This is a genomic window from Caballeronia sp. HLA56, from assembly GCF_054655155.1.
The window spans coordinates 339,776-353,168 of sequence record NZ_BAAHOB010000005.1; the positions used below are offsets into that span (position 1 = coordinate 339,776).

The 13,393-nt window shown below is 58.0% G+C and carries 17 protein-coding genes; 3 read left to right on the plus strand and 14 right to left on the minus strand.

The window, feature by feature from the left end; all coding sequences use genetic code 11:
• Window positions 1–7: 7 nt before the first annotated feature.
• Complete coding sequence (locus ACYQ47_RS20985; RefSeq protein WP_459906648.1) at window positions 8–1,471, minus strand: Y-family DNA polymerase; 1,464 nt, start codon at window positions 1,469–1,471, stop codon at window positions 8–10.
• Complete coding sequence (gene imuA, locus ACYQ47_RS20990) at window positions 1,395–2,108, minus strand: translesion DNA synthesis-associated protein ImuA (protein WP_459906649.1); 714 nt, start codon at window positions 2,106–2,108, stop codon at window positions 1,395–1,397. The genes ACYQ47_RS20985 and imuA overlap by 77 nt, the downstream gene beginning before the upstream one ends.
• Window positions 2,109–2,254: 146 nt before the next feature.
• Here imuA and ACYQ47_RS20995 point away from each other — a divergent pair, with 146 nt between their 5' ends.
• From ACYQ47_RS20995 to ACYQ47_RS21005, 3 genes are all read left to right on the plus strand, one after another.
• A complete protein-coding gene (locus ACYQ47_RS20995) occupies window positions 2,255–2,611 on the plus strand; it encodes a hypothetical protein (RefSeq protein WP_459906650.1) in 357 nt (118 codons plus the stop codon).
• On the plus strand, window positions 2,608–2,964 hold the full coding sequence (locus ACYQ47_RS21000; protein ID WP_459906651.1) for a hypothetical protein: 357 nt from the start codon (window positions 2,608–2,610) through the stop codon (window positions 2,962–2,964). The genes ACYQ47_RS20995 and ACYQ47_RS21000 overlap by 4 nt, the downstream gene beginning before the upstream one ends.
• Before the next feature lie 87 nt (window positions 2,965–3,051).
• Window positions 3,052–4,011: an SOS response-associated peptidase family protein gene (locus ACYQ47_RS21005; RefSeq protein WP_459909251.1), complete on the plus strand. Its 960-nt coding sequence runs from the start codon at window positions 3,052–3,054 to the stop codon at window positions 4,009–4,011.
• Window positions 4,012–4,086: 75 nt separating this feature from the next.
• Here ACYQ47_RS21005 and ACYQ47_RS21010 read toward each other — a convergent pair whose 3' ends face one another.
• The 12 genes from ACYQ47_RS21010 to ACYQ47_RS21065 form a co-directional block, all read right to left on the minus strand.
• Window positions 4,087–4,746 (minus strand): flavin reductase family protein, encoded by a 660-nt coding sequence (locus ACYQ47_RS21010; protein ID WP_459906652.1) that lies wholly within the window; start codon window positions 4,744–4,746, stop codon window positions 4,087–4,089.
• 571 nt (window positions 4,747–5,317) lie between these two features.
• Window positions 5,318–5,878, minus strand: coding sequence for a flavoprotein (locus ACYQ47_RS21015; protein ID WP_459906653.1), 561 nt, complete (start codon window positions 5,876–5,878; stop codon window positions 5,318–5,320).
• 7 nt (window positions 5,879–5,885) lie between these two features.
• Complete coding sequence (locus ACYQ47_RS21020) at window positions 5,886–6,263, minus strand: CBU_0592 family membrane protein (protein WP_459906654.1); 378 nt, start codon at window positions 6,261–6,263, stop codon at window positions 5,886–5,888.
• Window positions 6,155–6,577 carry a hypothetical protein gene (locus ACYQ47_RS21025; RefSeq protein ID WP_459906655.1) on the minus strand — a complete coding sequence of 141 codons (423 nt, stop codon included), beginning with the start codon at window positions 6,575–6,577 and terminating at the stop codon, window positions 6,155–6,157. The genes ACYQ47_RS21020 and ACYQ47_RS21025 overlap by 109 nt, the downstream gene beginning before the upstream one ends.
• 523 nt (window positions 6,578–7,100) lie before the next feature.
• Entirely contained in the window at window positions 7,101–7,676 is a 576-nt protein-coding gene (locus ACYQ47_RS21030) for a LuxR C-terminal-related transcriptional regulator (RefSeq protein ID WP_459906656.1), read from the minus strand.
• Between the two features lie 659 nt (window positions 7,677–8,335).
• Window positions 8,336–11,128 (minus strand): DUF927 domain-containing protein, encoded by a 2,793-nt coding sequence (locus ACYQ47_RS21035; protein WP_459906657.1) that lies wholly within the window; start codon window positions 11,126–11,128, stop codon window positions 8,336–8,338.
• Entirely contained in the window at window positions 11,125–11,460 is a 336-nt protein-coding gene (locus ACYQ47_RS21040; protein ID WP_459906658.1) for a hypothetical protein, read from the minus strand. The genes ACYQ47_RS21035 and ACYQ47_RS21040 overlap by 4 nt, the downstream gene beginning before the upstream one ends.
• Window positions 11,457–11,687: a transcriptional coactivator p15/PC4 family protein gene (locus ACYQ47_RS21045; RefSeq protein WP_459906659.1), complete on the minus strand. Its 231-nt coding sequence runs from the start codon at window positions 11,685–11,687 to the stop codon at window positions 11,457–11,459. The genes ACYQ47_RS21040 and ACYQ47_RS21045 overlap by 4 nt, the downstream gene beginning before the upstream one ends.
• Window positions 11,684–11,917, minus strand: a complete 234-nt coding sequence (locus tag ACYQ47_RS21050; protein WP_459906660.1) for a hypothetical protein — start codon at window positions 11,915–11,917, stop codon at window positions 11,684–11,686. Before ACYQ47_RS21050 ends, ACYQ47_RS21045 begins: the two co-directional genes overlap by 4 nt.
• Window positions 11,910–12,338, minus strand: a complete 429-nt coding sequence (locus ACYQ47_RS21055; RefSeq protein WP_459906661.1) for a hypothetical protein — start codon at window positions 12,336–12,338, stop codon at window positions 11,910–11,912. The genes ACYQ47_RS21050 and ACYQ47_RS21055 overlap by 8 nt, the downstream gene beginning before the upstream one ends.
• Window positions 12,331–13,038, minus strand: coding sequence for a hypothetical protein (locus tag ACYQ47_RS21060; protein ID WP_459906662.1), 708 nt, complete (start codon window positions 13,036–13,038; stop codon window positions 12,331–12,333). Before ACYQ47_RS21060 ends, ACYQ47_RS21055 begins: the two co-directional genes overlap by 8 nt.
• The gene (locus ACYQ47_RS21065) at window positions 13,035–13,244 is read right to left on the minus strand and encodes a DNA-binding protein (protein ID WP_459906663.1); all 210 of its coding nucleotides are present in this window, start codon (window positions 13,242–13,244) and stop codon (window positions 13,035–13,037) included. Before ACYQ47_RS21065 ends, ACYQ47_RS21060 begins: the two co-directional genes overlap by 4 nt.
• Window positions 13,245–13,393 lie beyond the last annotated feature (149 nt).

A 13,393-nucleotide genomic window follows, 5' to 3' on the forward strand; every position in this document is an offset into this window, starting at 1 on the left:
ACACCGATTACCCGAACAGTCCGTGCAAAAACCAGCGGACCTCTTCAGTCTTCACGCTCGGTCGTTCACGGTAGATCCAGTAGCAACTGTTGTCGGCGGCTTCCGCGACGTAATAGTCGCGCGTCACCAACTGGCCGTCGTGCCAGCCCGCTTCGATGCGCTCACCCGTCGAGACAAGTTTCAGGGGCGAGCCGTAGAACGGCCGGTGGTTCTTGATCATGAGCCGCACAGGTGCGTCCAGCAGCCACGTAGGACGCGGAAGATCGGCCGGAGGCGGGCAGGGCTTGGTGGATGCCTGCACCGGTACCCATTGATTCGCGTGCTCGGGCCGGTGATCAGATGTTGGCGCCGGTCGCAAGACGTTCTCGGATCCCAGACGCGCGACCAGCAGTTCGAGCAATCGATTGTGATCTTCTGCAGAGCCGCCTGGATCCGGGAAAAGCGAGTCGCTGGGCGGCTCGGCGGGCTGAACCTTCGTAGCGCTCAGGCGCACCGCAATGACAGCCGCTTCCAGCTCGATGCGGCCGAGTCGTTCTTTGAGCAGGCGAACCAGATGTTCCTCGTACCAAGTTGGCTCAGCGAGCGCGATATCGATTACTGTCGGTTCGATCGCCTGGCGGCCTCGCTCGTGTTCGAGCGTGATCGTCGCCTGCGTGAGTGCGAGCTGCTGCGCGCTCAACCAGCCGCAGAGTTGCACGATCAGGCGTCGTGCGGAGAAAAGGATGGCCTCGGCATGCTCGACGCGATCGGGCAGTTCGATACGCGCGCTAAAGGCAGGCGGCAGCGCCAGCCACGCGTATAGTTCAGGCGACAGGCCGTAGGCACGGTCAAGCGAATCGAGTAAATCCACACCGCACCTCTTTTTAAGCCCCGCGCGCGGCAGGCGTCGAATATCGTTGAGTACCCGGCAACCCAGGCCGTTGAACCACTCGGCAAATGACCGGACTTCGGGGACCAGCATGAACGGCAGCTCACCCAGATGGCGTTCGAGTGAACGCATCTTGAGCACGCGCCGATGGCCACATTTGGCAAGCAACCACGCTCCTTGACCCGTGGGCGCCACGCTCATTCGGGCGGTGACGCCGATTGTCTTGACCGTCTCGCGAATCTGCCGGCAGACGTGCACGATGCCGCCGAAGAGCCGAAGACTTGCCGTCACGTCGACGATGATCGTTTCTTCTTCGCGTATCGCGACTTGTGGCGAAAAACGAAGCAGCGCGAACGCGACTTCGCGTTGTACGTCCAGTTCACGCGCGGGGTCGCGGTCGTACATCAGCGCGTCGGCCGCAAGCGTGGTCACCCCACCGCGCTTCATGCCCACCAGCACCCCGGCATCTCTTGCCGCCTGATCGAGGACGATCACTCGGTCACGTTCGAGCACCACACACCCGTGTTTAGTTGGAGACGACCACCTCGGACGGAACACCTCCAGCGAAAGCCGGGGCAGGAAGATGGCGACGAACACGGCCATGAGGACTGAGCAGAATCGGTGACGGTTGAAGGTGGATGGAGAGTGGATCGGTTCGGGTGGGCCCTCGTCGCTTGATGACGTCGACGGCGATGCCGCCGTCGGCGGGCCGCACCCCCAGTCGTAACGTCGCGGGTGACGAATCCTGGGCAGCGGCAAGCGGTCGAACCAGAATCAGGAGCGTTTCCGTCGCTTGTGCTGCCAGATGCAATCGACGTAACGCCTCAGACCGCATGTGCTGCTGCCAGACGAGCAGCGCGCCGCAACTTCGCGCGTTGAGCACGCGCTCGGCACACCAGAGCGCGTCCGCCGTCTTTGGCGCGCGCAGCATCATGAGCTTGTCCAGCGGCACGCCCAGATAGGCGAAGGCCAGGCTGTTCGGCACGTGCGGGGCCTGGAGCAACGCAATGGGCCGCTTGCTCGCTGCGACCAGCGCGGGCTTCAGTAAGCGCATCTCACCGATCCCTGGCTGCTGGACGAGCAACTCAATCAGCGAGCCGATTGGCCAGCCGCCACCGGGCAGCTCGGCCGACAATACCGCGTAGCCGGTGTTGATCGTCTTGCCGTACGCGCGCGCCATTGAAGAGCCGCGCCAAAGCGCCGGGTGAATCGACTCGATTTGTTGCGGCAGGGCAGCCATGATCGGGAACGTTCTCCAAGAATCCGGTTATTGCAGTACTGTATAAATATACAGTGTTGATCTTAGCGCAAAATTGATTTTGTTCATTGCTCCCTTTTTTGCTGACGATTGGCAAATGGGATCCTATGATCGCTCCGAGACATCCGATGCCTGAAGTCGTCAACTTCGTTGCAAAGTTGCGTGAGGCTTTTGAGGATGCGACTATCGACGAAGCCGTGGCCCGCGGCAACACGAGCGAGCCGACTTTTTGGCTCGGGAGAATGACCGGACGCCGAAACGGAGTTGTGGACAAGTTCCACCGCTGGCAGATCGACGCGCGCGTGCGTGACCGACACTATTCCTCGGGTTGCGCCGGTGCATGTATCGGGTTGCCAGCGCTGCAGCGAGCCGAGATTATTCTCTGCGTTGAAAGTCTGAAGAGCATCCGCAACTGCATTAAGTGGGGCTATTCGGCGTTGGTTTGGTCCGGAACCTCGGTTGGATACACGCAGGGAGCAAGATGAACATGCCTGATATTGACGAACTGATGGGCGCGCGAGCCGATCTGCTGTGCTTTCTGGTCGCGACGGTAGCGGCGTCGTACGCGCTCACGCGGGAATGGCGCGTCGATCATGTTGTGGAGAGCGGCCGTATTTGGCTCAAACGCAATCTCGTATCGATGCACTGGCTAGAGCGCGTTCGGATCGGTCAACTGGCGCTCAAGATCGCGCGTCGCGATTTAAAGGGCGCAGGCATCGCCGTTCGCCAGGCAGATGTGCAAGCGCTCTTCAACGGCGATATGGGATTGAACCACGCAAGCACCGTGGTCCAGAAGATGATGAAGTTGTGCCGTGAGGCGACCGGCACGGCAAGCTAGGCGACCGAAGTAAGCGATCAAGCCCGTGCTCGACACGGGCGACCGAACGGACACGTGAGCAGACCGATACAGAGCAAGGAGGCGACAGTGTGCTACTCGGCGCAGATCCAGGCGGACTATCGAAAATACGTCAAGATGTTCGGCGCGCAGATGGACATTCGCGAGTTCGCGCGTCTGTACTGGGAGCGTGCCGAAGGCAGCAAGGCGAAGATCCCGAAGGCGATGGACGCCCCGTTCCTTGAGCCGCAGAACGAAGACGAACGCCAGATCAAGGCGTTCGTTGATCGGTTCAACGCTGAGCAGGCGAATACGCTTGAACAGGAGCTCTTCAAGCAGCGCAAGCGCCTGGCTGATGCCGAACGTATGCTCCAGACGAAGGTAACGAAAGCCGCAACCGAAAGCCAGCGCATCGCCACCGACAAGATCGACTCCGCTTTGCGTCGGCTCGACGATCTGCGTCGCACGACGCCCAAGGATCGCGATGCGCGGATTTTTCCGGGGCACTACGCGCCGGTGCTCGTCGTGGAGGATGGCAAGTACGTGGTAAAGCCAATGCGCTATCAATGCCGCATCGCAGGCAAGCCTGCAAACTACGATGTTCGCTTCCCGGGCACCTACAACGCACGACGCGACAATCTCGAGGGCTTCTGGAAGCCATGCTTTGGTGTGTCGCATGGTTTAATGCTGGTCGACGTCTTCTACGAGAACGTCAAGCGTGCACGCTACGAGAACACATTGCTTGAGACGCACGAGCGAGATGAAAACCTCGTCCTCGAATTTCGACCGAGCAATGGTCAACTGATGTTCGTTGCGTGCTTGTGGTCGCACTGGAGCGCACCAGGCCAATCGGATTTGCTTTCGTTCGCCGCGATCACGGATGAGCCGCCGCCTGAAATCGAGGCTGCGGGACATGACCGTTGCATCATTCCGATTAAGCCGGACAACGTCGACGCGTGGCTGAACCCGGACGCATCGAATCTGGATGCGTTGTACGCCATTCTCGATGATCGCGACCGGCCGTATTACGAGCATCGGCTTGCCGCTTAAATCTTGCCAATGCAAAGCTCGACTCGCTCGTGGAATCGATTAAAGAGCGATGCCGACGACATCAGGCCAATCGCATCAAACCTTGGAAAGTGCCTCGTACGCTTTTTCCGGTATTTCCGCAAGTCGGGACGAATGCACCTGGTTGCTGAGACCATAAAACTTTTGGAAATTCATGATCAACGGCGACCACTTGTCCGGATCGATTCGATTGGCGTGACCTTCTACGAGCAGGTCGGGATGGACGTGAACACGCTGGATCCGCACCTCGATCAAGCTGATGAAGCCGCGCAACTGGTCGCTATCTTCGCCAATACCATGGACTGCCGAGACAACAGCTTCAAGTTGAATCGGACATTCAAGCGCGCGTGCTGCCGCGATCGTATCGGATTCCATCCTCGTCAATTCAGCGCGCCCAAATTTGTCAGGTTCGTAGACGTAGCCCAGTGCGCGCCTGAATTCAGGAACCGGATAAACGCCCGTGGTGCGGGCGATGCGATCAACAGCGCCCACTTCTTTGACCGACGGAAGATTCAGCACACATTCGCCGGTACGGATCAGGTTGCGTGTGGTCTGCGATCCGGACGCAATACCGAGCACGCCTCGCCAGCCCAGCCAGAATACTGAAGATATGGGCGCGAGATTGTCCGTACCGTTTTCATTGACGGTGCTAACCAGGACAACTGGCGTTCCCAGGTAGAGGATATGGGGTTCAGCGATAACGTGAGGCGCATTCATGAGTGTGTGCTCCTTGAGTGGACGGACTTATGATGCGACCTAGACGGGTTTAATACGCTCCAGTTCTTGCTTCGTTATTGGTGCTCGCGCTTTCATAGCCAAGGTCGTCAGCGACTTGTTGCACCGAAGCGCTGGCCGCCAACCATTGCACTGCCAGCATCAGGGGGAGCTGCTGTCGCGAGTGTCCGAAACTAATACCCGTTTGAGTTCCATTGCGCGCGCCATCGAGCGACACTCATACCAACTCTTCGCGCCAGCATTTCCATCGTGCTTCGATCAATAGGTAGACAGTCAAGCGTCGCGCCCTCCCGGCCAAAACAATTGTCGCTGCCAACGCTGCACGTCTCATTCACTGCGACGGTTGTTGCTCCCGATCGTCAACTGCGGATCGTCGTCCCCACCGCCAATCTCGAGCGGTACAACGCTATTGATTCAGTCGATCACCCGTGCTGATGTGTGGCGTCAAGCCGGCTCGTTCTGCGCGTTCGAGGATCCGGCTTCGCCACGTAGCAACGCCAGTACGAGATCCACCGTCCAACCGGGTGGTGTCGCAGAAGTGAAGGCCTATGCGTCAGCTGGCGCTACTGGGAAAAGCTTCAGATTGGACAGCAGCGACAATCGTCGGCACATCAGCAAGCGCTGCGGGACCGAAATCACCTCCAGCAAGTAATTTGACTCGCGGTTCTATAATCCTGTCGTTCCAAGAACGAAGTTTTTCAAGATGTTCTTGAGTGCAAAGATGCTCCCACATATATTTATTCATTGACGGCGCTACAAGTATGGGTTTTTCTCTAAACTGCCACGCTCTGAAAACCGTTGTGAGCAAATTGTCGCATAGTCCGTTTGCAAATTTGCTTAGCGTGTTAGCGGTCGTCGGCGCCACTAGCAAAATATCCGCCCACTTTCGCAGCTCGATATGGAGCACGCGATCCTCGCGCCGCTTCCATGTGTACCATTCCGATTCGTCAGTATGAACTTCACATATAGTCTTTACCTGTTCGACATCAAAAAACGCAAGTGACGGCATCGACGCAAGCAAACGGACTGCAAATCGTCCACACAATTGATCAAAGAGTAACATTGCATCTTTGGAACCAATGCTTCCCGTTACTCCTACAAGAATTTTTTTCATTGTAGTTTCAACTGGCGGATTTGGATTTAAGCAGCGCTTTGACTATCCCATACATACTTACCGCTGACCAAAAAATTTCAATAACGAAAGACGGAGGATTGAAGTTGTGATAGAGCGAGTATAAAACCAGAGCACAGCCGCAGAGGTTTATTAATGGAAAGGCCAGCCCCTCGACATTCGCCCTGCCGCTAATGCCTCGATAATACTGAAAGACAATGATTAGCGCCCCGGCGAAGCCGATAAAGTCGGATATCGTCGATTGGTAATCTAAAACACTCACAGATATAAGCCCCCGTCGTTGTGAATCAACTGGTGCACACTTAAACAGTCTTGCCACCCTCGCTTCGCAGTTATGAAAACCTTCAGCCCATCGTTTAGCTTGCATGCCACGACGATTGAACAAGCAAGCGGTTCCACGTCAGTGAAAACATCGTCGACGACAGTCAAAGCAGCCTCCTCTAACGTTATTGCTTTATTTTCGAACGACAACAAGTATTTACGAAACGACTCGAACTCTATCAATCTACGACGCGGCGAGTAGCTGAGCGTCAAGGTACCGACATTAACTTCATAAGCGCGCAGGTGTTCTTTAGTTCGAAACCCCGGATAGCAAAACTTTATCTCATAAGCACGTACGCGCGTTGCCTCGTCGAACGTACTTGAGATCGTTAAAGATTTCTCCGTCTGGCGCACATTCATAGAGACATCTCTTCATTAAAGGCGACACACGTCAATAGAGGCAGGATGAAGATTCATAAGGCTTCGGACCGAAGTTTGGTTCTTCTGCATTTAGGACTTCTCAGGTTGGCTGCTAACTCCAAAGAGCCAGAATGCGCTGCGGCGCAGTGTGCCTACAACGCTCACAAGCTTGGCACTCATGGCCGAGTTCGCTAAAAGATAGCATCCACTCGGCCGAGTTCTCTGTGCAGAAGTCTCTTCGGTTCGTCTGCGCTCCACCACTGCGCTGGAGCAAGTATAAGTCAATGATCAGACAAATTAGACGAATTGATACTCTACGTAAGCGAGTGAACTTTTTTCCATCATGCGCTTCTACCGGACACTGAAACGCCGATATCCGCTCGTAGCGCTTCTGCGGTAACGAATATCTACATGGGTCTGGCGAGTGATTAGTCGTGCTCGTCGATATGTCCTGCCGCGTCGTGATTCCGCATAAGCTTTCTGCGTACACCGGCTCGCACGGGATTAAGCTTTCAACATCCCACTAAGCCGTCGATTGCAATGCTCTGTCATGGAGGATGCAGACATCCTCTTCTGAGAATAAGCGAAAAAGTTCAGCGGTCGATGCCACGCCAAGCTTAAGCATCGCGTTCGTTTTGTGGGTGCAGATGGTTTGCTTCGAGCGGTGGCGCGCGAACGCGATCTCCTTCAGCGACTGACCGGCTAGCGTCGCCTTGAGAACGTCGATTTCGCACGCGCTTAGAGGCTGAAAACTCTGGCCGCGTCTAGGCAGCGTCGCCGCGTACTTGGCAAGCGTGGACGATACAAATTTTTGGCGGGCGTACGCGGCATCGATCGCTGACTTCAGATGCTCGCCGACTTCATCCCGGTCCAGCACTGCGTGAACGGCGCTCAGGGCCGACAGCGTGGCGAGGTAAGCGGGATTCTTGATACACGAATGCAGCACCAGACCCACGTCAATATGTCCCGCCCGTATGCGGGTCAACAAAGGTTCGCGAGCGGAGTTTTGCCTCGACGAGACGCTCTGCAGGTCCGCGACAATCACATCACACTCACTCGCGAGCTTGGCCAGCGTATCACCGCAGCAGGTCGTGGCCACGGTTGTGACCCCTGCGCATTGCCTAACGGCCGCCTCGGTACCCAGTGCGCTTATGAGATGGCTACCAGCACAAACAACCCTTAACGACATCGTGACCTCGCAGATAGATACGAAGCAACGAGCCTACCGAGGGCGTGGGCCTCGGACAATCGGATGGATACGAACAGGCGATCTTCAGACAGCCGTCGCAATTGCTTTCAATAAGCTGTCGTCGATATCGAGTCGAGTTTTCCCCCACTCTATAGGTACACAAAACTCACTGCCAACACTGCCAAACTGCCAACAGCGGCCTCAAACCCTTACTGGGTAAGGGTTTCGCTGTTGGCAGTGGGCAGCGCTTTGATGCCAATTGTTGGCAGTCGACTGCCCACACCCCGCTATCAGGGATTCCGTCATGCGAAACACTGCCAACACTGCCAACACACTGCCAACAGCAAAAGCTATATAGCATAAGGGTTTGAATAGGGTAGTTGGCAGTTGGCAGTGTTGGCAGTGAGATTTCCCTACACGGGAATTTTGTGAAGGCAGAGAAATCAGTCGAAAGCCATTAGAAAGCGTTTAACGTGATCCTGACAAAGCTTTCATGTTCATGTGTTCCGTTTGGCCATAAAAAAACCTCGCGCGGTGGCGAGGTCCAAAGATAGAAGCGCGGCGTGCTGCTACTGATCGTCGTCAGCTTTCCAATCAGCGTGATTTTTACGTGGGTAGAGCACGTAGACCTGCCCCAAGCCACGCCCACCGTTTCTCGTCCAGCCCTTGCGTCCTGTGGGACGCAATAGGATGCGAGCTTTGTGAAGGGCCTTGCAGGCGTGCTTCAGGTCATAACCGACGACGAACACCCCCTTGAAGGTTGCGGGCGGCACGTACACGGTGATCTTGCCGTCGGCGTCGGCCCGAATAAACCCCAGCGAGTTGTGCACAACGGGCATGTTTTCAGTGAGCGGCAGGCGAACGAATCTCGAGTGCTCATGCTGCTCGATGAGACCTTCGACCTGCTCGATCAAACGCTCATCGTCGCGGTCGCCCGTCCCGAACACATCAAGCCACCGCCGCCAGACGGTATCGACCGCCTGCTGCGATTCTTCGGCGGTCCACCCCGTCAAGCCCGCCTGCGATGCCATCACCAAGGCAGCGGCTAGCAGGGCGAACTTGCGTGTCGCGCGCCGCACGGGTGGCGCGGCATCCGGCGGCACCATCGCCGCCATGCGGAAACGCTCGCGCCCGATCTGCTCGCGCGCGTCACTCCACCTTGGCAGAAGCCATTTCACGAACGCGGGCCCGAGCGTGCCATGCTGTGCGCGACCAGCAGCCGTCAGTGCGTCAGAGAAAGCTTCGGCGCTCGCGTAGCCGTGCAGTTCGTCAAATGCGCGATGCAGGCCCGCGTCGGCGGGCACATCAAGCAAGCGCACCTCCTGCCCGCCACGCGGCTTTAGACCGCCTTCGGCGAGATACTGACTCATCGCGACTTCGCCCGTCGAAATGAGCGTCAACCTCCACGACCGAGAAGCGACGGTGCCGCCGTCACGCGCTCCTTGTACCTTCGAAATGCCATTGAGCATCTGGTAGATCGCCGGGCCGATCTTGCGCGCATCGCCCGAGCCGATCTCGTCGAGATATAACAAGCGATCGTTGGCTGACTCCGACATCAGCGCCAGACCTAGGGACGTACCATTCCAGCTCGCCTTGCTGCGGTCTGGGTCTCCCCAGACGCTAGCAGCCACATCGCCGCAGGTGCTCTTACCCGCTGTCGAGTTGGTATAGAGATGCAAACCAATGCCGTCCTTCTCTCCGGCGATGGAAAGCAGCGGCCCGGCCAGCGCGCATGCCACGCTCGTCATAGCGAGGGCATTGCCTTGCGTTAGGCGACCTACCTGCTCTCGCCAATCGCCAAGCGTGCCACGCGCCTTATAGGCGCTCGGATTGTCCGGTTTGCCGTTAAAGTGCATACGAGCATTCGGTTGCCCAACGACTTCCCCGGTGGGCAGTACAAAAGCGCCGTGCTGCCAACCGGTCATGCTGACGATCTCATACCACGCGTCGCGGTTCTCGGTCTGAAGCCAGTACGCAAGTCGCTCACGAGCCGCGCGATCGGTTGCGACCGCCAGCCCGCCGCTACGCAATCGCGCCCAACCGTCGCGCTCCCCAATCTCTGCATTGGGCATGGCTTCGATTACCTCTTCGCCGCAACCCGCGCGCTGCCAGCGCAACACGCGCATCTGACGGCCTGAGCTGTCGCGGCCGCTTCCCAACGCCTCCAGCGAGTCACAGAGCCATCGAGGCGCAAGATAGACCGTCTTGCCGCTGTCGCGATCGACTTTCACGCCCACGAAGTACAAGCCGTCTTGACGGCGCTCGTAATACGCTTCTAGTTCGCCTGCGCCGGCAGTTGTCGCTCCTGCACCGCTACGGTCCGGCTCATCGCCGCCATCCGGCTTCGCAGCCTTCCAGATCTGCGCGGCGACTGCGGCTGCTCCAAAACGTGTGTGCATGTCGTTGAAGTCCGTTTCGTCGTCACCACGCTTGTCGCCGAACTCCGGGAGGGCAACGGCGCCACCGACGGATCGCGCCGCCTCCACCGCCTTCTGCTGTCCGTTACCGAGGTCCGCCAGTACCGCAATCTCGGCATCGGGATAGGCCGCGCGCATCGTCTGTGCAACCTTCGTGAGGTTGCCCGCCGAGAGCGCCGCCACTGCGACATCGCCCGTACAGAGGTGAGCCGACAGCGCTGTGGCGACACCTTCGGCGATGAGCATGCGCTTGCACTGTTCTGGCGCGGCGGCGAACCAGCAGCCGCCCGCCTTCTCCCCATTGGCCAAGGCCGACTTGCGCCCGAGTTCATCGATCATCTCGATGGTGGTGATGACGCTCCCGACCCGTACGGGCGCAATCAGAATCCGCCCCTCGAGCTGCGCGCCTCCCGATTGCGGCCGGTAGCCGATCAGCTTCTGAAGCTTCGCGGCGTCCATTTCGCGCAGGGTGTCAACCGCACTGACACCCTTGCGCATCAGGTACGGATGATCGTCGCGAGCGGGGTGAGCTTTCTCGATGACGGCGATGGCAAGCGAGGCCGCGTGCTTACGGGCCTTCGTTCGTTTCTGCGCCTCTTGTTCCGTGCGTGCGTCGCGCTCGACACGACGGCGCTCGACCTCTGCCGGGTCGATAACCGTTGCGGCGGTCGAACGCGGGTTGTAGCCGTACTTCTTCGCGATCGCGAACAGCGTGCCGATGGTGATACCGGCGTCGGGACGAATTGAGCGCCACGTATCCCGAACGTCAGCCGCCACGTAGTTCGGGCTTCCCTGACTCCAATTGTCAAACATCACAAAGCCAGCTTCGCCCTCGCTATGCTTGAGCGATGCAGCGACACGAAACCATACGTCGCGCTCAACGTCCGGCGGAATGTACGAGAGTGCTTCAAGGATCCGCTGATGATCATCAAAGACGGTGCTCATTGCTTACCTCCTGCAATCGAGCTTGCTCGGGCAATCACGCGAGCGAAGGCGAGGTTGTCGCCGATCGCCGCCGTCGCTTGCCCCGCGAGAACGCGCATGCGCGGCGATGGTTCACGCTTGGACATCATGGTTTCAAGCAGATCGGTACGGCGAAACCCCTTTTCGGCGGCAGCGGCAAACACTACGTCGAGCACGCGGCGTGCGAACTGGCGCACGTCGTCATCGGCTTTCTTTGCATGAAACACAAGGAAGCCGCACATGAGAACGCACTCAGTCGGGCTCGCGTACTCGCCTTCAGCGATTGGAATGCCGAGTTTGTAGTTCTCGTTCATACGACCTCCCGCGCGGCCAGCGTCAGCCCCTGAATGATCTGCGGCAGTAGTTCCGGGCGCAGCATGATGCCCTTCTGCGTCGGCACGAACTCACCCGCTGCATTGGCGACCACAAGCCGGACATCGACGTACTCACGGCCTTTGTAACAACGATGAATGATCCGGATGCGCTGCGTCGCGCTCTTCTGGATATCCATCACCACCTTGTCCTGATCGACCGTACTCATACATCCTCCTTCGAACCGCTTGCCTTCGCATCGCTGCGCACATCATTAGCCGCAAACGCAGCGTCAGACAGCTTGTCGGCAACGTCCTGAGCCTGACCCATCAACATGGAAACAACCCCATGCACGGGAACGTCACAGTCCGCCCGATCTTCTGGCAGTGCGGCCGACAGTGTTTTCAGGACATCGTGTATCTGCCATGCTTTGGATGCGAGTTCATAGAGATTAGTCATGGCGCGCCTCCCGTGAGGAGTACTCATCGCTGTAAGTACGACGAGATCGCTCGATCTTGAGACGGTCGAACAACCGCTGCCGAAGCGTGCAGTCGGCGTCCGAGGCGATTTCTGCGATCTGTCCGATCAGCTCGGTTTCGTTAGCGATGCGGTGGAGCAGGAGCGTTTGATCGGCATCCTGTAACGCCCCCGTGCGAACTCGCTTGGGCTCGACGCTTCGGTCGCTCGCAATCAAACAACTAATGGCGGACGTAACGGTGCTCAAAGACGACGCTGCATCGACTGCCACACACGAGCAGTCAGCGAGGAACTGCAACTCGCTGTCCGAGGCGTGCGCCATGTCGAATCGCTCTGCGAAAAACGCGAGCAAGCCAGCTGCCGACGGTGTTTGATGGATAACGTCGCGTGTTGTGTCAGTCATGGCGCACCTCCGCACGGGCGATGTCCATCAGCTGACGTAGCGCATTGCCGGTAATGTCGAGCGCATCCAGATCGGACGCAGCCAGCGTGGCTTCACGTAAGGCGTGTTGCGCGCACTGAATGATGTCGATATAGACGAGGGGAACGGTTTGCTCTGAACGAGCGAAAGAAATAGCACGCATTGCGGCCTCCGACGTTATGTTGGAAGCCCGCTCCCCACTGCAAAATGGGGTGGGCGGGCGCATGACAGGGTTTGCAGACCGGAACGTCGGCACCGGCGAGCGCGAGCGCTCCCCTGCCAAGGCCCGCCCATTGACAAGCGCGCAAAGGCATACGGACGAAAAAAAACCGCACTGAGGCGGTCGTCCGCCGACATAATCCGGGCTGCAAATCCCGAGCGAGAGGTGTCTCCTCCCACGCTTTAGAGGATAGACGACAGATTCCGATTTCGTCAAGCCAGCAGTGGTTTCGTACTGGACCAATGGCGCCGCCACGCGAGCACGACTAACATAAGCACTCTTTTCGACTTTGGGATTTTTCTCATGGCTGGCCTTCGGGTCAGCCATTTTTTTCATCTGCAAAGAGTCGTTCTCGTACGTGACAGATAGTGTGAACGTGCTAGTTCCGCTACGCTTGGCTACGCATGACTCGTAGTACCGGTCTTGGCTGGCGCTTGCGCCAGCGCTTTTTTTGCCCATCATGACCGATCTCCTTCCGTGAGCAGCGCCTGGAGATCCTTCACACGCCATGCGAGCCGGCCGTTAATGCGAATCGGGCGGATGGGACCGTTTTCGTGGCATGCCCACTTGCGCAACGTTTGTGGCTTGCGATTGATTGCGGCCGCCGCCTCTGCGGTGGCCATGATTGCCGGAAGGTCGGCGCGGTATAAAAGATTTTGCTGGTTCATCTCAACGCTATTAGAGTTCGCCTTGCGGGCGAAACATCGAGCGTTGATCACGTGCCGATATGCGCTTTCAACGCCTCGACGTTCCACCTTGCTCGGCAATGTGTCTCGGCGTTGATACTTTGCCTGCAACAACCGCGCGCAACCAAACA